25 protein-coding genes are annotated in these 22738 nt (G+C 66.6%); 9 read left to right on the top strand and 16 right to left on the bottom strand.

Annotated features, from left to right (window positions below; all coding sequences use genetic code 11):
- The first annotated feature begins 60 nt into the window (after positions 1-60).
- Positions 61-396 carry a cupin domain-containing protein gene (locus tag OHA42_RS13740; protein ID WP_406237293.1) on the top strand — a complete coding sequence of 112 codons (336 nt, stop codon included), beginning with the start codon at positions 61-63 and terminating at the stop codon, positions 394-396.
- A gap of 351 nt (positions 397-747) precedes the next feature.
- On the opposite strand, the gene OHA42_RS13735 is transcribed toward OHA42_RS13740, so the two are convergent.
- Positions 748-2028 carry a phthiocerol/phthiodiolone dimycocerosyl transferase family protein gene (locus OHA42_RS13735; RefSeq protein WP_406237291.1) on the bottom strand — a complete coding sequence of 427 codons (1281 nt, stop codon included), beginning with the start codon at positions 2026-2028 and terminating at the stop codon, positions 748-750.
- 70 nt (positions 2029-2098) lie between these two features.
- Here OHA42_RS13735 and OHA42_RS13730 point away from each other — a divergent pair, with 70 nt between their 5' ends.
- The gene (locus OHA42_RS13730; RefSeq protein WP_406237289.1) at positions 2099-2707 is read left to right on the top strand and encodes a TenA family protein; all 609 of its coding nucleotides are present in this window, start codon (positions 2099-2101) and stop codon (positions 2705-2707) included.
- Between the two features lie 189 nt (positions 2708-2896).
- Here OHA42_RS13730 and OHA42_RS13725 read toward each other — a convergent pair whose 3' ends face one another.
- Both OHA42_RS13725 and OHA42_RS13720 read right to left on the bottom strand, forming a co-directional pair.
- Complete coding sequence (locus tag OHA42_RS13725) at positions 2897-3538, bottom strand: TetR/AcrR family transcriptional regulator (RefSeq protein ID WP_406237287.1); 642 nt, start codon at positions 3536-3538, stop codon at positions 2897-2899.
- A 299-nt stretch (positions 3539-3837) separates the two neighbouring features.
- A complete protein-coding gene (locus OHA42_RS13720; RefSeq protein ID WP_406237286.1) occupies positions 3838-4614 on the bottom strand; it encodes a TetR family transcriptional regulator in 777 nt (258 codons plus the stop codon).
- A 91-nt stretch (positions 4615-4705) separates the two neighbouring features.
- On the opposite strand from OHA42_RS13720, the gene OHA42_RS13715 reads away from it, so the two are divergent.
- The 3 genes from OHA42_RS13715 to OHA42_RS13705 all read left to right on the top strand — a co-directional run bounded on the left by OHA42_RS13715 (position 4706) and on the right by OHA42_RS13705 (position 7316).
- Positions 4706-5917, top strand: coding sequence for an FAD-dependent monooxygenase (locus OHA42_RS13715; RefSeq protein ID WP_406237285.1), 1212 nt, complete (start codon positions 4706-4708; stop codon positions 5915-5917).
- 80 nt (positions 5918-5997) lie between these two features.
- Positions 5998-6723, top strand: coding sequence for a DUF899 domain-containing protein (locus OHA42_RS13710; protein WP_406237284.1), 726 nt, complete (start codon positions 5998-6000; stop codon positions 6721-6723).
- Between the two features lie 197 nt (positions 6724-6920).
- Complete coding sequence (locus OHA42_RS13705; RefSeq protein WP_406237282.1) at positions 6921-7316, top strand: DUF1707 domain-containing protein; 396 nt, start codon at positions 6921-6923, stop codon at positions 7314-7316.
- 52 nt (positions 7317-7368) lie between these two features.
- On the opposite strand, the gene OHA42_RS13700 is transcribed toward OHA42_RS13705, so the two are convergent.
- The gene (locus OHA42_RS13700) at positions 7369-8760 is read right to left on the bottom strand and encodes a glycine--tRNA ligase (protein WP_406237280.1); all 1392 of its coding nucleotides are present in this window, start codon (positions 8758-8760) and stop codon (positions 7369-7371) included.
- Between the two features lie 199 nt (positions 8761-8959).
- Here OHA42_RS13700 and OHA42_RS13695 point away from each other — a divergent pair, with 199 nt between their 5' ends.
- Positions 8960-9310: a metalloregulator ArsR/SmtB family transcription factor gene (locus OHA42_RS13695; protein ID WP_328410690.1), complete on the top strand. Its 351-nt coding sequence runs from the start codon at positions 8960-8962 to the stop codon at positions 9308-9310.
- 3 nt (positions 9311-9313) lie between these two features.
- Positions 9314-9745: a Fur family transcriptional regulator gene (locus tag OHA42_RS13690; RefSeq protein ID WP_406237278.1), complete on the top strand. Its 432-nt coding sequence runs from the start codon at positions 9314-9316 to the stop codon at positions 9743-9745.
- Between the two features lie 115 nt (positions 9746-9860).
- On the opposite strand, the gene OHA42_RS13685 is transcribed toward OHA42_RS13690, so the two are convergent.
- Positions 9861-10841, bottom strand: coding sequence for a hypothetical protein (locus OHA42_RS13685; protein WP_406237277.1), 981 nt, complete (start codon positions 10839-10841; stop codon positions 9861-9863).
- Positions 10842-10943: 102 nt separating this feature from the next.
- Between OHA42_RS13685 and OHA42_RS13680 the strand changes: the two genes are divergently transcribed.
- Entirely contained in the window at positions 10944-11564 is a 621-nt protein-coding gene (locus OHA42_RS13680; RefSeq protein WP_406237275.1) for a TetR/AcrR family transcriptional regulator, read from the top strand.
- Positions 11565-11828: 264 nt separating this feature from the next.
- Here OHA42_RS13680 and OHA42_RS13675 read toward each other — a convergent pair whose 3' ends face one another.
- The 5 genes from OHA42_RS13675 to OHA42_RS13655 form a co-directional block, all read right to left on the bottom strand.
- Complete coding sequence (locus OHA42_RS13675; protein WP_328412832.1) at positions 11829-12185, bottom strand: YbjN domain-containing protein; 357 nt, start codon at positions 12183-12185, stop codon at positions 11829-11831.
- A gap of 85 nt (positions 12186-12270) precedes the next feature.
- Complete coding sequence (locus OHA42_RS13670; RefSeq protein WP_406237274.1) at positions 12271-13101, bottom strand: isoprenyl transferase; 831 nt, start codon at positions 13099-13101, stop codon at positions 12271-12273.
- Positions 13102-13238: 137 nt separating this feature from the next.
- A complete protein-coding gene (recO, locus tag OHA42_RS13665) occupies positions 13239-14030 on the bottom strand; it encodes a DNA repair protein RecO (RefSeq protein ID WP_406237272.1) in 792 nt (263 codons plus the stop codon).
- A 120-nt stretch (positions 14031-14150) separates the two neighbouring features.
- Positions 14151-14753, bottom strand: a complete 603-nt coding sequence (locus tag OHA42_RS13660; RefSeq protein WP_406237270.1) for a TetR/AcrR family transcriptional regulator — start codon at positions 14751-14753, stop codon at positions 14151-14153.
- Complete coding sequence (locus OHA42_RS13655; protein WP_406237268.1) at positions 14740-15606, bottom strand: alpha/beta fold hydrolase; 867 nt, start codon at positions 15604-15606, stop codon at positions 14740-14742. The genes OHA42_RS13660 and OHA42_RS13655 overlap by 14 nt, the downstream gene beginning before the upstream one ends.
- Positions 15607-15786: 180 nt before the next feature.
- Here OHA42_RS13655 and OHA42_RS13650 point away from each other — a divergent pair, with 180 nt between their 5' ends.
- On the top strand, positions 15787-17211 hold the full coding sequence (locus OHA42_RS13650) for an amidase (RefSeq protein WP_406237266.1): 1425 nt from the start codon (positions 15787-15789) through the stop codon (positions 17209-17211).
- 95 nt (positions 17212-17306) lie between these two features.
- On the opposite strand, the gene era is transcribed toward OHA42_RS13650, so the two are convergent.
- From era to OHA42_RS13620, 6 genes are all read right to left on the bottom strand, one after another.
- Entirely contained in the window at positions 17307-18230 is a 924-nt protein-coding gene (era, locus tag OHA42_RS13645; protein WP_406237264.1) for a GTPase Era, read from the bottom strand.
- Positions 18199-18558: a cytidine deaminase gene (locus OHA42_RS13640; RefSeq protein WP_406237262.1), complete on the bottom strand. Its 360-nt coding sequence runs from the start codon at positions 18556-18558 to the stop codon at positions 18199-18201. Before OHA42_RS13640 ends, era begins: the two co-directional genes overlap by 32 nt.
- Positions 18551-19918, bottom strand: coding sequence for a hemolysin family protein (locus OHA42_RS13635; protein ID WP_406237260.1), 1368 nt, complete (start codon positions 19916-19918; stop codon positions 18551-18553). Before OHA42_RS13635 ends, OHA42_RS13640 begins: the two co-directional genes overlap by 8 nt.
- Positions 19915-20469, bottom strand: coding sequence for an rRNA maturation RNase YbeY (gene ybeY, locus OHA42_RS13630; RefSeq protein WP_406237258.1), 555 nt, complete (start codon positions 20467-20469; stop codon positions 19915-19917). The genes OHA42_RS13635 and ybeY overlap by 4 nt, the downstream gene beginning before the upstream one ends.
- A gap of 121 nt (positions 20470-20590) precedes the next feature.
- On the bottom strand, positions 20591-21652 hold the full coding sequence (locus tag OHA42_RS13625) for a PhoH family protein (RefSeq protein WP_406239337.1): 1062 nt from the start codon (positions 21650-21652) through the stop codon (positions 20591-20593).
- A gap of 153 nt (positions 21653-21805) precedes the next feature.
- Positions 21806-22711, bottom strand: a complete 906-nt coding sequence (locus OHA42_RS13620; RefSeq protein WP_406237256.1) for a LysR family transcriptional regulator — start codon at positions 22709-22711, stop codon at positions 21806-21808.
- Between the last annotated feature and the right edge of the window lie 27 nt (positions 22712-22738).

The raw sequence follows: 22738 nt of genomic DNA, 5'->3' as shown, positions 1-22738 counted from the left end.
ACCCTATGGTGTCTTACTCGACACTTTCTCGGCGCCGCCGCGCGCGGCACCGTGGAAGGTATGCACCTCGAGATCCTCGCCCAGGAGGGATACACCTCCGCCTCCGTTACCGAATCCCCTATCCGAGAGCTCTTCCCCGGGATCCGGGTACGTCCACTGTGGAAAGGGCCGTCCGGTGCGCACGCCAACGTGTTGGAGATGGACCCGGGCACGGCGTGGCCGCGCCGTGATGTCCACGAACCCGGCCCGGAGGAGGTCTACGTGGTCGCGGGCACGTTCAACGACGGCGCTCGTGACTACCCCGCAGGCACATTCCTGCACGCACCAGCCGGGTCATGGCACGTGCCCGCCACCACAACCGGCTGCACCCTGTTCCTCTTCTACCCCGAAGGCTAGTTCGATGCTCAGGCAGCAGGCCGGCGTCATAGCAAGCCGTTGTCGACTGTTAGGGCTCAGGAGATGCTTGACCGCTGGTTCTCGAGAGACGCTTGACGTTCGGCGTGATCGAGCCGCCGCCGCACTCCATCGGCGGCGGCGCTGCGGTCGAGTTCGACCTGCGCGTGCCGCCTACCAGCAACCTGTCGGTTCGGTCGGGCCGCCAGATGGTGTCGCTGCACGAGAGCATGGCTCGGCAATGCCTGCGCATCCAGACCACCGGTCCCCGTACTGACGTCCGATCTGGACGATCTGACTCTGCTGTGCGGCAACGGGATCAGGATTGTCAAGGTATAGCCCCCACCATGGAGCTCATCCGTCGAGCGCTTCCTCCGACAAGGCCGTCAGTTCTTTGCGGACGGCGGAGAGGAGTCGGTCGGCGCTGGGGCCGCCGCCGAGTAGGCCGACGGTGAGGCGACCGGCGAAGGTGTAGACCAGGAAGGTGACGGCGGCGGAGGCGCCTGCGGAGGGGCGCGGATGGGCCGAGAGATAGACGATTTCGTAGTCGGAGAGTTCGAGGTTCGCGGGGACTCGGAAGGTGGGGACGACGCCGGTGTTGGTCACGGCGATGTGGCCGGCCAGGGAGTGGACTCTGGCGGGGCCGAAGAAGTCCGGGAAATGGAGCACCGACTGCTGGGTGATGCCCGCGGCCAGGTCGTGGTGTAGTCGGGACGAAATCCGTTGGGCGAGTTCGATGATTCCGGCCGAGACGTCGATGTCGGCGGCGAAGGAGGCCAGGCCCGCCATATTGGTGCCTGCGGCGGCGGGGGCGGGTGGGGTCAGGCGCGAGCGCATGTCCACGGGGTACAGACAGCCGAGCGGGACCGGATCGCCTGCGGCTCCGTCCTTTTCGGATGCGTAGGCGCGCAGCAGTGCGGCGGTGACCAGCCCGTTGACCGTGATGCCCTGGTGGCGACCGAGTCCGACGATGCGCGTGGTGGCCGCGCGGTCCAGCACCGCCCGCCGCGGTCGGACGAGCGCGCTCGGCGCCGGAGTGGCGGGGTCGGCGGGAACCGACCGCTCCTGCGGCGTGAGCGGCCGCGCGACGTCTTCGAACCCCGACGGCGTGCTCCGGCTGATGCCACGCGCCGCCGCAAACCATTCCAGCGCCTGCGGATACTCGTGCGGCACAACGGTTGTCGTTCCGTACTCGACATAATCGGTGTAGTGGTCCCAGAGCCGCGCCAACAACTCGACGCAGTGGCCCGCGTCGGCGATGCTGTGATGGGCGAACAACGTGATGCGCGACCGTGCCGTGTCCGTCCGCACGACGTCCAGGTAAACGAGCTGGAGCGCCGGATCGATCGGCTCGGCGGGCAACCGCACGGTATCGGGATCACCGAAGTTTGCCCAGACGCCGACCGGTGACTGCACCCCGGGACGCAGCAGATAGCCCTGACCTGCCGCATCCTCCACAATGCGGCAGGTCGCGACCGGATAAGCCTGCTGCAGCGCGGCGAACGCGGCGCTCAGTGCGTCTATATCCAGATCGCCGACCACCGACACGGAGCGACCGGTGTAGGTCCCGTGGCGTACAAATCGCTCCTCCGAGGGTGCCAGTACCCGCACCACATCGTCCTCATCCCGCAACACACCGCAAGCGTGCGGCAACTGCGAGCCGGGTGCAAACCGGAAACCGCGCAGGCTGCGAGAGACTGCATATATGAGTCTCGCGGCACATCTGGAGAAACTCGGCCGTCCGCTGGTCGAGCAACAACTCACACACCCCACGGTCGCCGGTATCGCCACCGGCGACCTGGCCGAGCCGATCTTCCGATCCTGGCTCGAGCAGGACTACTTATTCCTGCTCGACTATGTCCGGGTGTTCTCCCGACTGGCCTGGCAGGCGCCGGCAGCGCACCTCGGCGACCTGGTGGATCTGGCCCACGCCACCTATCACGAGGAGCTGTCGCTGCACCGTTCGCTGGCCGCCGAGTTCGACGCCGACCTCGACGGCGCGACGAAAGGCGGTCCGTGCGTTGCCTATACGGCCTTCCTACTGGAGTCGGCAGCCGATTACGGCGAGGGACTTGCCGCGCTGTACCCGTGCATGTGGGGCTACTCGACACTCGGTAGCATCCTCGCCCGCAACCCACCGGCCGAACCTCGCTATCGCCGCTGGGTCGACACCTACGCCGACCCCGGATTCGCCGCGCTGACCCGGCGCTGCGCCCAGATGCTCGATGAGGCCGGCATCGAGCAGGCCCGCGCCGAAGAGCTCTTCCTGGCAGGCATGGACCACGAACTCGCCTTCTGGGACGTGCCGCGCTGATCTGCACAACGCCCAGTTCCGAAGTCGCGCATCGTGATGGCCGACTCACCCGGTGACCGACTTCATCGCTGTCGTCCGAAGTCGTCCACACTGACGCGCTGGGCTTTGCGCGCCGCATCGCACCGGCCGTTCGGCTTCCCACACGTTCTGGCCAGATTACGAACGGCCCGAATTATGGGGAGACGCCACCTATCGGCGCACGGTGTAGTCGGCCAGTCCATGCTCCAGCACTTCGACCGCGCGCTCGCCCTGAGCGAGTACGTCACTGATCAGGTCGGGGCCGCGGCGGCCGGCGAGCACCGCACGGTGGATGTATTTCTGCATGGCGCGTAGTACGCCGATCAGGCCGTTGGCCACAACCCATGCGGCGATATCGGTGTCGGTGGCGCCTGCCTCTTCGGCCAACAGGGTGGCGAGGCTGTCGGTGCTGGCGTCGAAGAGTTGTCGTTGACGGGTTTGCAGGGTGGTGCTGTCGTCGATTATTCGGGCCACCGCGGCCAAGCGTTCGATGGCGTCGGGGTCTTCAGCAGCCAGCAGGCCACGAGGTTGGACCACGAATTCGCCGAATGCGGCGAATGGCGATACACCGTGTGGCCGTTCCCGGATCGCCTGCAGGAGGGCGGCGCTGAAATCGTCCATTCCGCTGAAGATCAGGTCTTCCTTGGTGCCGAAGTAGTTGAACACGGTCTTCTCGGAAACGTTTGCGGCGCGCGCGATTTCGGCCACCGTGACGTCGTCGAAGCCGCGTTCGGCGAACAGTACCGCCGCGGTGTCGACGATCTGCTGCCTGGTCTGGAGTTTCTTGCGCGCCCGCAATCCGAGTTCGGTCACCGGTTCACGGTAGCATTTGACGTACAGTCACAATATTTTTACAGTTCCAGCAATTTAGAGATTGCGGGAAGAGAACCGGACCACGACGGCCACGGATGACATCCCGGAGCCGGGCACTCGCCCGACTGAATCCATACCAGCCGAAGCGCTCGCCCATCAGTCTCGAGTCGGCGCGAGAATCGACCGCGCGATCGAGCTCACCCGCCTTCGCGAAGTGCCGACAACCGATTCGATCGCACGACAGTCGCTCCGAGTTACGCATCCCTGGCCGATCTCACGTCTCACAAACCGTCTCATAATTACTCTCCCGGCGCGTGCGACTCCCCCCGCACCGACAAGTGGCGATAGAGGGTTGCGCGCGAGACGCCCAGCTCGGCGGCGATGCCATCGACTGTGTACGCGCCGGCCGCGCGCATCTGCCGCGCGGATTCGACCATCGCTGCGCTCATCGTGCCCGGTCTGCCTCGAAGATTGCGCCGATCCGAACTCGACTGCGGCGTCGCCGCGACGACCGGTGAATCGGTCGAGATTCCTTGTGGCACAGCCATACCGAGGAGACGACGTGCCCCTTCCAGGATCGCGGCGCGCAACTCGGCGGTCGGCCGATCGGCGAAGATGACCACCGGGTCGCTGAGTGCGGCGTAGACCTGTGCGGCGTTCACCCGCGCGGCCAGGTCGGCGTCTGCGCCCGCGATCAGCTCTTGCGCGCGGAGAGCCGCATCACGCAGCCTGCCGAAGGTCGCGACGTGCGCCGAGAGCGCCTGGTCTCGCATGTGCATCTGCAGCAGCAGGCCATGTGAGAGCCACAGATCCAGCAGTCCGACCACAACCGCCCACCGCGCGCTCTCGGGATCGGACTGCCCGCCTGCCGTCGTGAGCACGGCGTCCATCTCGGTCAGCAGCGGCTCGGCCAGCGCGGGGATGATGTCGCTCTTGCTCGGAAAGTGGTAGAGCACAGCAGTTTTAGTCAAACCGAGATGTTGGGCGATCTCCCGCACGGTGACGGCGTGATAGCCGCGTGCGGCGAACATGTCCAGCGCTGCCCGCAGGATGCGGGCGCGAGTGTCATCGGTCATCCGCAAAATTCTAGCCCTTGACTGACCCATGGTCAGGAGCCTATGGTCGCGACTGACCATAGGTCAGTATTTATGAGATGCAGGAGCGGACATGAAGAACGAGCGAATTCTCATCTCGGGCGCCAGCATCGCCGGGCAGACACTGGCGTACTGGCTTGCGCGACACGGGTTCCGGCCCACCGTGGTCGAGCGAGCGCCGCAACTGCGCTCCGGCGGACAGGGCGTCGACGTCCGCGATCAGGCCATCCAGGTTGCCGAGCGGATGGGCGTCATGCCGCAGATACGGGCGGCCGCCGCCGATGTCGCCGGTATGCGGTTCGTCGACGCGCAGGATCGCGGCCTGGCCCGCATCGATATGTCCGGTATCCAGGACAAGTACGGCAGCGGCGAGGTGGAGATCATGCGCGGCGACCTGGTCGAGATCCTGCACGACGCCAACGCCGATCCCGTCGAGTATCTCTTCGGCGATTCGATTCGATCCCTCGAGCAGGACGACGACGGTGTCGCGGTCACCTTCGAAAACGGCCGGCCCCGGCGCTTCGACCTGGTCATCGGCGCGGACGGCATGCATTCGACCGTGCGCGGTCTCGTCTTCGGTCCGGAATCGCGGTTCGTGCACCATATGGACCACTACTTCGCTTTCGGCAACGCCGATTCGGCACATGGCCAGGACCGGACGATGACGGTGTTCAACACGCCGGGAACGATGGCGGGCGTCTACCGCTCGGGCAACCATGCCCAGGCCAAGGCGTACTTCATGTTCCGCAGCCCACAACGCGACTACGACCATCGCGATCCCGCTGCCGAGCGCCGCCTGCTCACCGACGCGTTCGCGGACCGAACCGATTGGCGGATACCCGAGCTCCTCGCAGGCGCGCTCGCCGACCCCGACCTCTACGTCGATGCCCTCAGCCAGGTGCGCATGGATTCCTGGGCGACCGGTCGCATCGCGCTGGTCGGGGACGCCGCGTACTGCGCATCGCCCGCCTCGGGCGCAGGTGCCGAGCTGTCGCTGATCGGCGCCTACCGGCTGGCGGGCGAGCTGACGGCCGCGGGTGGCGATCATCGAATCGCCTTCCGTCGCTATGAGGAAACCCACCGCGAGTTGGCGGACCGCAAGCAGAAGATCGGCCCGAACCTGCGCCTCATGGCCCCCAAGACGCGGATCGGCATGGCGGTGCGCAACACCATCGCGCGATCGCCGCTGCTGGAGTCCCTTGCCGGCATGGAGCGCATCATGGCGCCGTCGACGACCGCCGCGCTGCCCGAGTATCGTCCAGTGCCCTCGACGTCGGCGATCTGATCGCCGATGCGATGACTTCTGCTCGGCTGCCCGGTCTACATACGCAGACGTGTGTTCATCGGAGCCCGAGGAGAATTGTCATGAATCGTCCGACCGTGGTTTCCCGCGACGAATGGCTGACGGCGCGTGTGCAGCTGCTCGCCGAAGAACGGGAACAGACCCATCGCCAGGATGCGCTGGCCGCCCGGCGTCGCGAACTGCCGATGGTCGCCATCGACAAGAAATACGAATTCGAGGGGCCGAAGGGGAAGGTCGGCCTGGCCGAGCTTTTCGACGGGCAACGGCAGCTGATCGTCTATCACATGATGTGGCGCTGGGACCTCGATGCGGGCTGTCCCAGCTGCGCGCTGCTGCTCGACAACGTCGGTCACACCGAGCATCTCGAATACAACGACACCAGGTTCGTCGCCGTTTCGCGCGGGCCGTGGGACACGCTGAACCGCTACCGGGATCGCATGGGCTGGACCTTCCCGATGTACTCGTCCTTCGACAGCGACTTCAACTACGACTTCCACGTGACACAGGACGAGTCCATCGCACCCGTCGAATACAACTATGCGAGCAAGGCGGAAATGCAGGCCAAGGGACTCACCTGGCAGGCCGAGGGCGAACAGCCCGGCACCAGCATCTTCTGGCGTGACGACGACAACGCGGTCTTCCACACCTATTCGTCCTACGCCCGCGGCGGCGACATCCTCATCGGCACGAACAACTACCTGGATCTGACCCCGCTCGGCAGGCAGAAACACGTCGCCGAATTCCCCCACCACGACCGCTACGGCAGCACCGCAGACCACTGCCACTGACCCCACACCCACCGGGTCTGGAGCACAACCGAATCCATCGCCGGGACACCAGCCGACATCCGGACGGCTCGGTCGATTCTGTGACTCGAGGCCCGCATTTTCGCCGAACCCACAGATCACTGTGCGCACGAGCTCGATGTGCCATGGCCTGTCGAATCACGCTGCTGCCGAACACATCAGCATCTAAGCTGACCTTCGTGGGTGAGGACACGCTGCGCGCATCGGACGCAGACCGCGAAAAAATCGTCGAGCAACTGCGGCAAGCGATGGATGACGGGCGGTTGTCCCTGCACGAATACGACGACCGAATCCAGCAGGCCTATGCGGCCAAGACCTATGGCGAACTGACTCCGCTCCTGTCGGACTTACCTGTTCGCCAGAATCCGCCGAAGGCGGCGCCGCGCATACCGCCGTGGGTCGTCATCATGTGGATTCCATGGGTCGCGGTCAACGCGCTGTGCCTGACGATCTGGGTGGCGACCGGCGCCGGGTATTTCTGGCCGTTCTGGGTTGCGGTGCCTTGGGGTTTCGCGTTGCTGATCCCGACCGCCATCGGGCTGACCGTCGGATCACACACGACGTCACAGCGTTGAAACAGCGAGGCCGCCAGCACCTCTGCTGACGGCCTCGACGGTTCTGTTGGTCTCAGGAACCGATCAGGTGCTGAGCGAGGTAGCCCTCGACCTTGTCCAGCGCGATTCGCTCCTGCGCCATCGAGTCGCGCTCGCGGATGGTGACGGCCTGGTCGTCGAGCGTGTCGAAGTCGACGGTGATGCAGAACGGAGTGCCGATCTCGTCCTGGCGACGGTAGCGGCGGCCGATCGCGCCCGCATCGTCGAACTCGACATTCCAGTTCTTCCGCAGCTGCGCGGCCAGGTCTTTCGCCTTCGGCGTCAGATCCGCGTTGCGCGACAACGGCAGCACGGCCGCCTTCACCGGTGCGAGCCTGCGGTCCAGCCGCAGCACCGTGCGAATATCCACGCCGCCCTTGGCATTCGGAGCCTCGTCCTCGGCGTAAGCATCCACGAGGAAGGCCATCAGCGAACGGGTCAGACCGGCCGCCGGTTCGATGACGTACGGGGTGTAGCGCTCGTTGGTGTTCTGATCGAAGAAGCTCAGGTCGGTGCCGGAGTGCTCCGAATGCGTCTTCAGGTCGAAGTCGGTGCGGTTGGCGACGCCCTCCAGCTCGCCCCACTCGCTGCCCTGGAAGCGGAAGCGGTACTCGATGTCGACCGTGCGGGTCGAGTAGTGCGAGAGCTTGTCCTTGGGGTGCTCGTAGAGCCGCAGGTTCTCCGGGTCGATGCCGAGGTCGGTGTACCAGGCCAGCCGGGTGTCGATCCAGTACTGGTGCCACTGCTCGTCTTCGCCGGGCTTGACGAAGAATTCCATCTCCATCTGCTCGAACTCACGGGTGCGGAAAATGAAGTTGCCCGGCGTGATCTCGTTGCGGAAGCTCTTGCCGATCTGCGCGATACCGAACGGCGGCTTCTTGCGCGCGGTGGTCTCCACGTTCTTGTAGTTGACGAAGATGCCCTGCGCGGTCTCCGGGCGGAGGTAGTGCAGGCCCTCCTCGGACTCGATCGGGCCGAGGTAGGTCTTCAGCATCATGTTGAAGTCGCGCGGCTCGGTCCACTTGCCGACGGTGCCGCAATTCGGGCACGCGATGACGTCCATCGAGACGCTGTCCGGGTCGTCGAAGTTGTTCTTCTCGGCGTAGGCCTCCTGCAGGTGATCCTGCCGGTGCCGGTGATGGCAGTTGAGGCATTCGACGAGCGGATCGTTGAACACGCCGACGTGGCCGGAGGCCACCCAGACCTGGCGCGGCAGGATCACCGAGGAGTCGAGGCCGACGACGTCCTCGCGGCTGGTGACCATGGAGCGCCACCACTGCCGCTTGATGTTCTCCTTGAGCTCGACGCCGAGCGGACCGTAATCCCACGCCGATTTGGTGCCTCCGTAGATCTCACCGCACGGGTACACCAGACCCCGGCGCTTGGCGAGGTTGGCAACGGTGTCCACCTTCGACTTGGGTGCCACGCGAGAATTCTCCATCCACTGCGAGTCGGATTGGTAGTGACGACGGATTCGCGTAGTCACTACGCTGCAAGTGTCACCAGACTATCGGCATCGGCCAATGGGATTTCCACCGCACAGGGCGACACCGGCGGCGAGCCCGTTTGACATGCGCAACTGTGCATATCAAAATGGAATCGCTTTCCAATAAGGAGTTGGTTCGATGACCGCCGAGACCGCCACCGCTCATCCCCACAACCCGTATCGGTCGCCCGCGCCCGCCGCGGTGCCCGCACGGACCGTCCTGGAGGACGCAGGCGAACTGCTGCGCGCCCTCGCCGCCCCGGTCCGCATCGCGATCGTGCTGCAACTACGCGAGTCGCCGCGCTGTGTGCACGAGCTGGTCGATGCGCTCGGTGTCACCCAACCGCTGGTCAGCCAGCACCTGCGCATTCTCAAGTCCGCGGGCGTCGTGCACGGCGAGCGGTCGGGCCGTGAGGTGCTGTACGAACTCGTCGACGACCATCTTGCACACATCGTTGTCGACGCCGTGGCGCATGCCGAGGAAGGGTAATTCGTGACGGACAAGACGGTCTTCCCACAGAAGCCGGTGGGCATTCGCAGTACCCGCCAGCGCAGTGCGATCGCCGCGCTGCTCAGCGACATCGAAGAGTTCCGCTCCGCGCAGGAGCTGCACGACGAGCTGCGCCGCCGCGGCGAGGGCATCGGGCTGACCACGGTCTACCGCACCCTGCAGTCGCTGGCGGACGCCGGCCTCGTCGATGTGTTGCGCACCGACACCGGGGAGTCGGTCTATCGACAGTGCTCCACCGGACATCATCACCATCTGGTCTGCCGCCATTGCGGGCGCACCGTCGAGGTGGAAGGTCCCACGGTGGAGGCATGGGCCGAATCCATTGCGAGTGAACATGGTTTCACCGAGGTCAGCCACACTATGGAGGTCTTCGGCACCTGCAAGTCCTGCGCGAAAGCGGGTCGCACCGTCTGACAAGGATCAGGACCACGCGTCGTTCGCGGACCCCGGGTGGCCTTGCCTTGTTTGTTGAAGGCCACCAGCACTCGGCAGACCGGGCGGTGGTGGCCTTCGGGTTGTGCCGAGCGAGTCAGACGGCCGCGACCGGCTCGGGTGTGGCGGCCCGCGACTGCGGGGCGTCCGCGCGGGTGCCGCGCAGTGCGCCGACACCGAGCAGAGCCAGCGCCGCGACAGCCCAGATCAGCAGGACCACAAGGGGTTTCGTGGCACCAGCACCGTCGAAGTAGGCGACCGAGCGCAGGAGCGATGCGGCGGCGCCCGGCGGCAGCAGCTGACCGATGGCGCCCCACGGCTGCGGCAGCAGCTCCGGGGCCGAGGTGGCGGCGGAGAACGGGTTGCCGATGAGCAGCATGGTCAGCGCGGCGAGGCCGATGCCCGGTCGGCCGATGGCGGTGGCAAGGCCGACAACCGCACCCGAGACGGCGAAGGACACCAGTCCCGCGACCGCGGCCAGCCCGAGATAGGGACCCGGCACCACCGACATCCACCCCTCGACGATCGCCATGCTCAGCAGGCCACCGGCGACACCGAAGGTCACCAGACCGACCACTCGGCCACCGACCGCCGGAATCAGCAGGCTGAGCAGCACGCCCGCTGCGATACCCGACATGACCAGGGGCAACACCATGGCCCCGAAGGCGGTGCCGCGCGGGTCGTCGGAGTCGGCCGCGACCACGTCCTCGACCTGCGTGGCCGGTGCGCCGGAGAGCTGTTGCGCGATCGCGGTGAGCTGCTGAGCGACGGCGGGGCTTGCGCCGGAGGCAACGAGCACCCGCGGCGCGCCACCACCGGTGATGATCGCGCCGTAGACCTCACGGTCTTCGATGGCGGCGCGCGCGGCGGCTTCGTCGGCCGGGTTCGAGATGTCGAAGGCATCGGGGCTGTGCTGGCCGAGCTTGTCGGCGACCATGGCGGCCTGCGGTCCGGTGACGGCGAGCGGCACGTCGCGCGGCGCGATATTGGCGGCAGGCCAAGCGAATGCGATCAGCATCAACGCTTGGAGCAGGGCGGCACCGAGGCCGACAGCGAGCGCCCGCTGGGTGGTGTTCATGTCAATCTCCCGAAAATCGAATGTTCGTTCTCTTTCGATGAGAACACCGTTACACGGGGCAGGAAAGTTGTCAAGAACGGACATTCGTTTTACTTTGGAGACATGCCCCGAGTCAGCGAAGAACACCTGGAACGCCGTCGCCAGCAGATCCTCGACGCCGCGCAACTGTGCTTTGCCCGTAAAGGCTTCCACGAGACATCCATGCAGGACGTCTTCGCCGAATCCGGGCTGTCCGCCGGGGCGGTCTACCGGTATTTCAAAAGCAAGAACGAGCTGATCTCGGCGCTGGCCACGCAGACCATGGTCGACGTGCGCGCGACCATGTCGACACTGATCCACGGCGACCCGCTGCCCACCCCGGCCCAGTTGGTCGCCGCTCTCGCCCAGCTGATCGTCGCGCAGAGCGGGCCAGAGGGCACAATCCGACTTGCTCCGCAGGTCTGGGCGCTGGCCATGGTCCATCCCGAGGCGTCCGAGTACGTCAAAGACGCCATCCTCGCGATGCGCGAGCTGTGGCACGAGTACGCCGACCTGATGCACGCCGCGGGCTGGCTGCCCACGGACGCCGACACCCACGCGGTGGCGACCGCGATGATCTGCTTCATTCCCGGATTCATGTTGCAGCACTTGATCATCGGCGATCCGGACCCCGAAACGCTGGCTCGCGGCGTCCGGACCATGCTCCCCTACGGCGAACCTGTCGCACAGCCCGTGACGACCTGACCGACCTCCGCCGTGTCGGCGCGGGGCCGGGTTTCCGGCTCAGCGCCAGCCGCGGCGTTCGGCGGCGCGGACCGCTGTCGTGCGGGTACTCGTTCCGGGTGCGAAGCACAGCCGCTACTTCCGACCGCCCGATCATTTGCCGAGCATGCGGCCGCACTCGGCGATACCGCCCTGGCGAGCGTCTCTTCGACCGGACGCGGTCGACATGCTAGGTGCCGATCAGTCGCACGCTTTCGACGACAGTGAGATCGGGCAGCCGACCGATCAGGGCAGCAGACCCTGTCTGGCCCGGCCCGCGCCCGACAGCACCAGCAACAGCATGGTCGCCAACGCCTGATCGTCCAGGCCCGCGGCCGGGAAGGTGTAGCGCAGAATCACATCGGCCAGCTGCCCGTGTGCGATCAGGGTGATCGAGCCGAACTGCAGCGCACTGTTGCGTTCGGCGACGCGCTTGTGCAGCTGCGTTTTCAGCGGACGATCCCAGGCCAGCACACAGGTCAGCGTCAGCACGTCCAGTCCGGGCGCCAAGTTGACCGCGCGCAGCGAGCACAGCGCGCCTTCGTACTCGAAACCGAGCGAACCCTCCGGGTCGACGCGTACGTCGACGTCGTACAGCGACATACAGGCGCCGGCCCGCGCCTGTAGCTCCCGCTCCGGGGTGACCGCTGCGTCCATATCCGTGCCGCCGTTCAGTTGGTGCCGTCGTTCATTTGGTCCCACCGAAGCGGCGGTCACGCGAAGCGTACTGGAGGCATGCCTCCCACAGGTTGCGCCGGTCGAAATCGGGAAACAGTGTGTCTTGATAGACGAATTCGGCGTACGCCGACTGCCAGATGAGGAAGTTCGAACTGCGGAACTCCCCCGACGGCCGCAGGAAAAGGTCGACGTCCGGCATATCCGGCTCGTCGAGATACTTGGCGACCGTCGCCTCGGTGACCCGCTCGGGGTCGATCTCGCCGGCCGCAACGCGACGCGCGATTTCCCTTGCCGCATCGGCGATTTCGGCGCGGCCACCGTAGTTGACACACATGGTGAGGGTCATCACGGTGTTGTCCTTGGTGAGTTCCTGCGCGGTCTCCAGTTCGTTGATCACACTGCGCCACAACCGCGGCCGCCGACCGGCCCACCGAACGCGCACGCCCATCTCGTTCATCTCGTCGCGCCTGCGGCGGATGACGTCACGATTGAAGCCCATGAGGAAGCGCACTTCCTCCGGGCTGCGCCGCCAGTTCTCGGTGGAGAAGGCGTAGGCCGACAGCCACTTCACGCCGATCTCGATGCAGCCCTCGACGGTGTCCATCAGCACCGCCTCGCCGCGCTCGTGCCCCGCGGTGCGCGGCAGCCCGCGCTCCTGCGCCCACCGCCCGTTGCCGTCCATCACCAGTGCGACGTGGGTGGGCACCAACTCCGGCGGCAACTCCGGCGGCCGCGCCCCCGAGGGATGCTGCGACGGCGGACGGACGATGCGCTGGGCATCCGGCCGCGCGCTGTTCGACCTGGTCCCGGAAGAGTCTCGACGGAGGATCACGGCCTCCATCCTGCCTGATGCCACCCGCGCTTCGGAACGCCCTCCACCCTCGCCGGCCGGGAGGCACACCACTGTGCCGACGGTGGCGTGGCGCACGCCATGAGGTGCCGCTCAGCCGGGGTATCCGGAGGGGCCGGGGCGGTTGATCAGCCGGTGTGGCCGGCGGCCGCGGGTTGCGGGGCCGCCCCGCCGAGCGCCTGCTGGGTCTGAGAGCGTTCGATGAGGGGCAAAGTGCGCAGCTGACGCTCGAGGTGCCACTGCAGATGGGCCGCGACGAGACCGCTGGCTTGCCGGCGAACTCCGTCGGAGGTGGTCTCGATGTCGTCCCACTCGCCGCGGCGCAGTGCGATCAGCAGATCGAGCACTCCCGGCGCGGGGGTGGCCGCACCGGGCGGACGGCAGTGCACGCACACCGCGCCACCGGCGGCGACATGGAACGCTCGATGCGGACCGGGGGTCGCACACCGGGCGCATTCGTCCAGCGCGGGCGCCCAACCCGCGAAACCCATGGCGCGCAACAGAAATGCGTCCAGAATCAATTCGTGCGGCCGCTGCTTGGCCGCGATCGCCCGCAAGGCGGCCGCGGTCAGCGCATGCAACCGCGGCGCGGGTGCGCGCTCCTCACCGGCCAGCCGCTCGGCAGTCTCCAGCACCGCGCACGCCGTGGTGTAGCGCCCGTAGTCGTCGACGATGTCGGAGGCGAAGGCCTCCATCGTGTGCACCTGGGTGACGGTGTCGAGATTGCGTCCCGGATGCAGCTGCACGTCCACGTAGGCGAAGGGCTCCAGCCGAGCACCGAACCGCGACTTGGTCCGCCGCACGCCCTTGGCCACGGCGCGCACCAACCCGTGCTGGCGGGTCAGCAACGTGACAATGCGATCCGCCTCGCCCAGCTTGTGCTGGCGAACCACCACCGCCTCGTCCCGATACAACCGCACCCGGCCATCCTCCCACGCCCACCCGACACCCACCCTCCGACGCACCCACCGCTTCATCCCGCCGAGCGGGACATGGTGACGCGGCCTCTCGGCGTGTGCGCGGCCACGCCCCGTTCGGCGCTATCCGTTCTGGATGAGGCCGGCGACCAGCAGCATCAGGGATTGCTGGGCCTGGGAGCGGGCGGCGGCTTTGTCGGCGGCGTGGGCGACGATCAGTCCGGCCTCACTGACGGCGCTGAGGATCAGTTGGGCGAGCACAGTGATCGAAACGTCGGGGATCAGCCCTTCGGCGCGGGCGCGTTCCAGTTCGGAGATGATCAGTCCGAGTCCGTGGCGGGCCTCGAATTCGCGCCAGGCCTGCCAGCCGAGCACGGCGGGGGCGTCGAACAACCCGATCCGGATCATCTCGGGACGCTGGCAGATTTCCAGAAAGACGCCGAGGCCGATGGCCATGGAGGTCATGATGTCGTCGGGGCCTACCGCGCCGATGGCGTTTTCGATCTCTGCGGTGCTCTCGATCTCCAGTTGCTCCAGCACCGCGAGGAACAGACCGCGTTTATCGCCGTAGTGGTGGTGGAGCGCGCCGCGGGTGACGCCGGCCTCGGTGACCAGTTCTTCCGCCGAGGTAGCAGCGAAGCCGCGCTCGGCGAACAGGCGGCGGCCTGCCTGCTCGAGCGCGGCTTTCGTGGTGCGGGAGCGATCCTCCTGGCTACGGCGTGGCATGCAGCCGAGTGAACTCCAGAATCGTTTCGGCGAGCAACTCGGGCTGATCTTCCGGCAGGAAGGTGTAGGAGTCGTCGATGAGGGTCATAGTGGCGTTCGGCAGGTCATGAGCCAGGCGCTCGGCGAAGGAGACCGGGAAGAATTTGTCCTCGCGGGCCCAAGCGACCAGCACCGGAATCCGGACCGCCGCGAAATGGGTGGCAGCCTCCAGTGTGTAGCGGCGGTGCACCGACGTGATGAAGCGCCGCAGGTCCTTGCGGATGGCAGCGGAATTGCGGCTCGGCAGCAGATAGGAATCGACGATCTCGGGTGCCACCGGGTATTTGGCCGCCCACCCGAAGGCGATCGGCAGTCGGTGCAGTGCGCGGATGCGCATCAGCTCGGTCAACGGCCGCAGCGAGCCGGGGATGCGCGCGATCGCAGGCAGTGTGCTGAACGGCGGCGGGAAGAAGCTCTCATAGGAGTCGACGGAGGCCAGCACCACGCGCCCGATGCGGTCCGGTTTACGGGTCAGCAGGATCTGGGTGATCGCGCCGCCGGTGTCGTTGGCGACGATGGTGACGTCGGTGAGGTCGAGCTGTTCCAGGAAGGCGGCGATGAGATCGGCTACGCCGGTCGGCGTGAGGTCCGCGTCGGGGACCGGGATCGAATGCGCGCCGAGCGGCAGATCCGGACTCAGGCAGCGATAGCCCGCCGCGGCGACGACCGGGACGACCTCCCGCCATAGATCGGCATTGACCAGGAGGCCGTGTACGAACACGACGGGCGGCCCCTCTCCCGTGTCGTGATATCGGATGCGGCCGCCCGGTAGATCCACCTCATGCGTGCGGCCGAGTGACGTACTGATTCCCATGGTTCCTCCAAGGTGCTCGCGGTACCGATCCACTGTTACATACATACCGTATGTATGTCTACAGATTCGCGACGAACCCCTGGGCCTGTGCGCACGTAGACCCGACAGATCGCACCGATGTGGACGGTTGACCAAATGCGCGCTACCGTGCATATGCAGAGAATTAGAGACGGAGCTCACATGTTCGTAGCGGACCCCACCCAATTGCCGACCGACGACCTCGGACTTGCCGACCTCGCGGCCGCGATCGCCAAGGGTGCCGTCGGCTCCGTCGCGGCAGTTGGTTCGGTCCTCGATCGCATCGAAGCAAGCCAGACGACGCTCAACGCCTTTCGTCACGTGCGCCGTGCAGAGGCACTCGCCGAAGCAGCCGAAGCGGATCGGCGACTGGCCGCGGGTGAGCGCCTGCCGCTGCTCGGTGTGCCGATCGCGGTGAAGGACGACACCGATATCGCCGGTATGCCGACAGCATTCGGCTGCGGTGGCGACTTCGCGTCGAAAACCGAAGACGCCGAATCGGTTCGGCGACTGCGCGCGGCCGGTGCGGTGATCGTCGGGAAGACCAACACCTGCGAACTCGGACAGTTGCCCTTCACCAGCGGCGCGGCCTTCGGCCACACCCGCAATCCGTGGAACGCCGCGCACACACCTGGCGGCTCCTCCGGTGGTTCGTCGGCCGCGGTCGCCGCCGGATTGGTGCCCGCCGCACTGGGTTCCGACGGCGCGGGCTCGATTCGGATCCCTGCCTCATGGACGAATCTCGTCGGCATCAAGCCACAGCGCGGCCGGATCTCCACCTGGCCGGAGGCCGAGGCATTCCACGGCCTCACCGTGAACGGACCGCTGGCCCGGACCGTCGGCGATGCCGCACTGCTGCTCGACCTCGCCGCAGGCCCGCATCCCGGCGACAAGCACACCCCAGCCCCCTTACGGGTCTCGGACGCGGTCGGCCGCGATCCCGGGCGGCTGCGGATCGCACTGTCGCTGCGAATTCCCTTCACCGCCACCAGGACTGCGCTGCACCCCGAGGTCGAGGCCGCGGTCCAGGGCATCGCCACCGCGCTGCGCAGGCTCGGCCACACCGTCACCGTCGCCGACCTGAACTACGGCGTCATGATCGGCGCGACGTTCCTGCCACGGTCGATGGCGGGCATCAAGGCGCGGCACGAGCAAATGCCCGGCGCTGTCGTCGACCCGCGCACCAGCGCCAACGTCCGCGTCGGTCAATTGCTCAGCGGCCCTGCCCTGTTCGCGGCCCGCCAGGCAGAACCGTTGCTGCACAAACAAATCGGCAGCTTCTTCCGCGACTTCGACGTCGTCCTGTCCCCGACCACCGCCACCCCGCCACCCCGCGCCGAAGACATCGACGGCATCGGCGTCAATGCCACCAACAACCTCATCACCGCGGCCTGCCCCTACACCTGGCCGTGGAACGTCCTCGGCTGGCCGAGCGTGAACGTCCCCGCCGGCTTCACCGACACCGGCCTGCCCGTCGGCGCCCAGCTGATGGGCACCGCGAACTCGGAGCCATTGCTCGTTTCCGTTGCCGCCCAACTGGAATCGGAACTCCGTTGGGACCGACACCGGCCCGACCCCTGGTGGTGAACCAACCCGCTGCGGGGTTTACCGCCGTGGCCGTGCGCCACGACCGGTCGTGACCCCGCCGTTCGCCCCTGCCCACCGGGTGCGGACGCACACCGTCAGAAGCCGAGCTTGCCGAGCTGCTTCGGATCGCGCTGCCAGTCCTTGGCCACCTTCACATGCAGGTGCAGGTAGATCCGGACGCCGAGGATGTGTTCGATCTGGTGGCGGGCATTGGTGCCCACCTCCTTCAGGCGCGCGCCGCCCTTGCCGATGACGATGGCCTTCTGGCTGGGGCGTTCGACGTAGAGCAGCGCGTGCACGTCGAGCATGTCCTCGTTCTCTTCGCGCGGGAGAACCTCTTCGATGACGACGGCAAGCGAGTGCGGCAGTTCGTCGCGGACACCCTCGAGCGCCGCCTCACGGATGAGCTCGGCCATCAGCGTTTCTTCCGGCTCGTCGGTGAGTTCACCGTCGGGGTAGAAGGCCGGGCCCTCGGGCATTTTCGAGGCGATAACGTCGACGAGGACTTCGACCTGCTCACCCTTGACGGCCGAGACCGGCACCACGTCGGCGTCCGGGCCGAGCAGTTGCGAGAGCGCCATCAGCTGCTCGGCGACCTGGTCGCGGCTCACCTTGTCGATCTTGGTGACCACGCCGAGGACGGTGGTTTTCGGCGCCATCTGCTTGATCTGCGCGACGATCCACTTGTCGCCGGGGCCGATCTTCTCATCCGCCGGGATGCACAGCGCAATGACATCGACCTCGGAATAGGTGTCGCGCACCAGGTCGTTCAGTCGCTGGCCGAGCAGCGTGCGAGGACGGTGCAACCCGGGCGTATCGACCAGGATCAGCTGGGCGTGCTCGCGGTGCACGATGCCGCGGATGGTGTGCCTGGTGGTTTGCGGACGCGAGGAGGTGATCGCGATCTTCGAACCGACCAGCGCATTGGTCAGCGTCGACTTGCCGGTGTTCGGTCGACCGACGAAACAGACAAAACCGGAACGGAATTCAGCCACGGTGCACCTCGGTGGCCGCAGCATCGTCGACGATGTCGAAGACCGCACCGTCACGATCGGTGAAGACGATCCGCGCCTCGGCGGACACTTCCCGAACCGCCGAGACTCCGGCGTCGGAGAACCGGCCGCCGACAACCACCGCCGCCTCGAATCCCTCCGCGCCACTGGAGATCGCGGCAGCCACCGCGGCCTGCAGCGCGGTCAAGCGCAGCGATTGCAGTGCGACCTCGCCCGCCGCGTAGGTCCGGCCGTCGGTGTCGCGGATCGCCGCACCCGCACCACCACCGGTGCGGCCCAACGCGCCTCGCGCAAGAACCACGAGTTTGGTGTCCTCGGCATCCAATTCAGTCATCGCTGTCTCCATCCTGGTCCCGATCGGGCACGGTCTCCCGCTCCGATCCATTGGCTCTGCGTTTGCCGTTCGATTTCTCGGACTCGGCTTTGTCGCTGCGTGATTTCTCGAGTGCCCTGCGCACCACGATGGTGTTCACCCGCACCCGACCGCGGGCATCCGGGCCGCCTTCACCGCGCAGCATCAGGCCGTGCACGACGACCTTCGAACCGGGCAGCGGCACCCTGCCGAGCGCGTGCGCGAGCAGGCCGCCGACGGTGTCGACGTCCTCCTCCTCGATCTCCATGCCGTAGATCTCGGCGAGGTCGTCCACCGACAGCCGGGCCGACACCCGGTACCGGCCGTCGCCGAGATCTTCGATGGGCGGGGTCTCGTCGGTGTCGTATTCGTCGGCGATCTCCCCGACGATCTCCTCCAGCACGTCCTCGATGGTCACCAACCCGGCGATGCCGCCGTATTCGTCGACCAGGAGCGCCATATGGTTGCGCCTGCGCTGCATCTCGTCGAGCAGGCTGTCGAGCGGCTTGGAGTCGGGCATGAAGACGGCCGTGCGCATCACCTCGCGCACGTGCACCTTACGGCTCCGATCTGCGTACGGCACAAGGTCTTTCAGATAGACGACGCCCAGAATATCGTCGACGTTCTCGCCGACCACCGGAATCCGGGAGTGCCCACTGCGCACCGCGAGCGACATCGCTTGGGCCGCGGTCTTATCGGCCTCGATCCAGACCATCTCGGTGCGCGGGACCATGACCGCACGAGCTGGGGTGTCGCCGAGCTCGAAGACCGACTGGATCATCCGGCGCTCATCGTCGGCCACCACGCCGCGCTCGGAGGCCATCTCGACCACCTCACGCAGTTCGATCTCGGAGGCGAAGGGCCCGTTGCGAAATCCCTTACCCGGCGTAATCGCGTTACCGATCAGAATCAGCAACCTGCTCACCGGGCCGAGCAGCGCGCCGATGAACTGCAAGGGCACCGCGGCCGCCAAGGCAATGGAGTACGCGTGCTGGCGACCGAGGGTGCGCGGGCCTACCCCGATCACGACATAGTCGATGAGCACCATTACTGCGGCGGTGAACAGCAGCGCCCAATCGTCGTCCCAGAGCGGGATCAGCGCCGCCGCGAGCAGCACCGTCGCACTGATCTCGCACAGGATGCGCAGCAGCACAAGGAGATTCACGTACCGAGGCCGGTCGGACACGATCCGGCTCAGCCGGACGGCGCCGGCCCGTTCGATACGGACCATATCGTCGAGACGAGCGGGTGAGACGGTATTCAATGCCGCATCCACGGCGGCGAACACGCCGCCTACCGGGACCAGCAGGACTGCCGACAAGATGAGGGTCAGCGAACTCACGCGGGGCCCAGCGCGTCACCCGGTGTAGTGAAACCCGCCTTCCCCAGCAACCTGGCGTCGCGGGCGGCGAGTTCGGCGCGGCGCTGCTCCTCGCGCAGGCTCTCGTACCACTCTTCGAGCAGCCGGGCCTGCAGCGCGAACATCTCTTTCTCCTCCTCCGGCTCGGCATGGTCGTAGCCGAGGAGGTGGAGCACGCCGTGCACCGTGAGCAGCGCTAGTTCGTGGTCGAGCGAATGGCCTGCCTTGCGGGCCTGGGCCGCCGCGAACTCGGGGCACAACACGATGTCGCCGAGCATCGAGGGGCCGGGTTCGGGGCTGTCGGGCCGTCCGCCCGGCTCCAGCTCGTCCATCGGGAACGACATCACGTCGGTCGGACCGGGTAGGTCCATCCAGCGCATGTGCAGGTCCGCCATGGTGTCGAGATCGACGAGCACCATCGACAGCTCGGCCGCCGGATGCACGTCCATTTGGGTGATGGCAAAGCGCGCGACACTGACGAGGTCTTCTTCGGGCACGTCCATACCCGATTCGTTGGCGATCTCGATACTCACCCGATAAGACTACGGCCCGGCGGTTGTGCCGTCGGACCGGAGGCTGCGTGGCGGTTGGAAATCACCGCGGGACACGAAAGGCCGACGCCGCCTCGAGGCGGCGTCGGCCTTCCTGCGCTGACTATCGCCGATCGTTGCGGCCCGCGGCGCGGCGCTGTGCCCGGTTGCCCGCATAGTGCGGCGCGACCTGTGGCCTGTTCTCTTCCTCGAACCGGCCGTAGGCGTCCACGATGTCCGCGACCAGCCGGTGTCGCACCACGTCGCTGCTGGTGAGCGTGGCGAAGTGGATGTCGTCGATCTCGGTGAGGATTTCGCTGGCCATCCGCAGGCCGGACCGGGCGCCGCCCGGCAGGTCGACCTGGGTGACGTCACCGGTCACCACGATCTTCGAGCCGAAGCCGAGGCGGGTGAGGAACATCTTCATCTGCTCGGCCGTGGTGTTCTGCGCCTCGTCCAGAATGATGAATGCGTCATTGAGGGTACGACCACGCATGTACGCCAGCGGGGCTACCTCGATGACACCGGCCGCCATCAGCTTCGGAATGGCCTCCGGATCCATCATGTCGTGCAGCGCGTCGTAGAGCGGGCGCAGGTACGGGTCGATCTTCTCGTTGAGCGTGCCGGGCAGGAAGCCGAGGCGCTCGCCCGCCTCCACCGCGGGACGGGTGAGAATGATGCGGGTGACCTGCTTGGTCTGCAATGCCTGCACGGCCTTGGCCATCGCCAGATACGTCTTGCCGGTGCCCGCGGGACCGATGCCGAACACGACGGTGTTGGCGTCGATCGCATCGACGTAGCGCTTCTGGTTGAGCGTCTTGGGCCGAATGGTCTTGCCTCGCCGGGACAGGATGTCCAGGCTCAGCACCTCTGCGGGCGACTCCGAGGAGCCCTCGGTGAGCATCGAGAAGGTGTGCCGGACGGCCTCCGGTGTCACCACTCGATTACGCCCGGTCAGCGCGACGAGCTGTTCGATGACCCGCTCGGCGAGCGCGACATCGGGCGCCTTGCCGGTGAGGGTCACGGAGTTGCCGCGTACGTGAATGTCCGCATCCAGCAGCCGCTCGAGTTCACGCAGGTTCTGATCAGCCGAACCGAGGAACGGGAACACGGATTCTGGAGCGAGTTCGATGCTGGAACGCACGGTCCGTGCTGCGGGACCCGTACCGTTGTCACCGGCACCGATGCCTGCCGTGGGTGTGGATGGGTCGCCGATCTCGCCTTGTGTTCTCAAAAGTGGCTACCGCCTGCTTTCCGGTCTCGACTGCCTTGATGATGAAAGTTTAACGCGCCCCACTGACAACACACAGTGAATAAGTCGCTACCGCAGGGCACCCGATTACCGCCGCGGTAGCTGGATTCCCCGCCTGCGCACCGCCCAATCCTCGGCGAAATCACGGAACCGTCGCACCGCGTCCGAGGACGGACCCGCCGCAGACCAGATCAGCCCGACATCCCGGGCCGAACCCGCATCGGCCAGCGGCAGCGTCACCACTCCTGGCAGCGGGGCCGGATCTTCGAGCGGAACCACCGCGACACCGAGGCCCGCCGCCACCAAACCCGCGACGGTGACGAGATCGCTCGATTCGAATGCGATGCGAGGACGGATATCGGCCGCGGCGCACATTTCGTCGAAGATCCGGCGCATACCGAAGCCGGGATGCATCGTGATGAATTCCGCGTCGGCGACGGCGGCGAGCCGGATCTGCCGCCGCCCGGCCAACCGGTGGTCGGCAGGTACGGCCAGCACCAGCGGTTGATGCAGCAGGCTGCGCCAGCCGATGCCCGCCTCGGTCGGCCGCGGGGAGACGATGCCGAGATCGGCTTCCCCGTCGAGCACCTGCGCGGTCACCACTTCGGCGGCCGCCTGGCGCAGGGTGACGGTGATGCGGCCGGAACCGCGGCGGAAACCACCGACGAGCTGCGGCACCAACCAGCCGCCGAAGGAATGCAGAAAAGAAAGTCGCACAACACCTTTGGCTGGATTGGCCAGATCGGCAATGGCGTGTGCCGCGGCATCCAGTTCGGCGCGTGCGCGGCGCGCGTGCTCGTAATAGATCCGACCGAAATCGTTGAGCGCGATGCGTTTTCCGTTGCGGTCGAATAATTCCACACCCAGCCTGCGTTCGAGTCGGCCGAGCATGCGCGACAGCGTGGGTTGAGCGATGTGCAGTCGCTCGGCGGCAGCGCCTACCCGCTCCAATTCGGCAAGTGTCGTGAACCACTCCAGATCGTCACCCAGCACGGCCTGCCCTCTCTATATGCACTCAGT

It is taken from the genome of Nocardia sp. NBC_01009 (assembly GCF_045208035.1).
In the GTDB taxonomy this organism is placed as follows: Bacteria; Actinomycetota; Actinomycetes; order Mycobacteriales; family Mycobacteriaceae; genus Nocardia.
This window is presented reverse-complemented; position numbering and strand designations above follow the sequence as displayed.

Coding starts and splice junctions, on each gene's coding strand:
- OHA42_RS13660 (WP_406237270.1), bottom strand. CDS start 14,753: ATGCCACGCCGTAGCCAGGAGGATCGCTCCCGCACCACGAAAGCCGCG.
- OHA42_RS13680 (WP_406237275.1), top strand. CDS start 10,944: ATGCCCCGAGTCAGCGAAGAACACCTGGAACGCCGTCGCCAGCAGATC.
- OHA42_RS13655 (WP_406237268.1), bottom strand. CDS start 15,606: ATGGGAATCAGTACGTCACTCGGCCGCACGCATGAGGTGGATCTACCG.
- OHA42_RS13730 (WP_406237289.1), top strand. CDS start 2,099: ATGAGTCTCGCGGCACATCTGGAGAAACTCGGCCGTCCGCTGGTCGAG.
- OHA42_RS13670 (WP_406237274.1), bottom strand. CDS start 13,101: ATGGAGGCCGTGATCCTCCGTCGAGACTCTTCCGGGACCAGGTCGAAC.
- OHA42_RS13710 (WP_406237284.1), top strand. CDS start 5,998: ATGAATCGTCCGACCGTGGTTTCCCGCGACGAATGGCTGACGGCGCGT.
- OHA42_RS13740 (WP_406237293.1), top strand. CDS start 61: ATGCACCTCGAGATCCTCGCCCAGGAGGGATACACCTCCGCCTCCGTT.
- OHA42_RS13640 (WP_406237262.1), bottom strand. CDS start 18,558: ATGACTGAATTGGATGCCGAGGACACCAAACTCGTGGTTCTTGCGCGA.
- OHA42_RS13695 (WP_328410690.1), top strand. CDS start 8,960: ATGACCGCCGAGACCGCCACCGCTCATCCCCACAACCCGTATCGGTCG.
- OHA42_RS13650 (WP_406237266.1), top strand. CDS start 15,787: ATGTTCGTAGCGGACCCCACCCAATTGCCGACCGACGACCTCGGACTT.
- OHA42_RS13715 (WP_406237285.1), top strand. CDS start 4,706: ATGAAGAACGAGCGAATTCTCATCTCGGGCGCCAGCATCGCCGGGCAG.
- OHA42_RS13675 (WP_328412832.1), bottom strand. CDS start 12,185: ATGTCGCTGTACGACGTCGACGTACGCGTCGACCCGGAGGGTTCGCTC.
- OHA42_RS13685 (WP_406237277.1), bottom strand. CDS start 10,841: ATGAACACCACCCAGCGGGCGCTCGCTGTCGGCCTCGGTGCCGCCCTG.
- OHA42_RS13720 (WP_406237286.1), bottom strand. CDS start 4,614: ATGACCGATGACACTCGCGCCCGCATCCTGCGGGCAGCGCTGGACATG.
- era (WP_406237264.1), bottom strand. CDS start 18,230: ATGCTGCGGCCACCGAGGTGCACCGTGGCTGAATTCCGTTCCGGTTTT.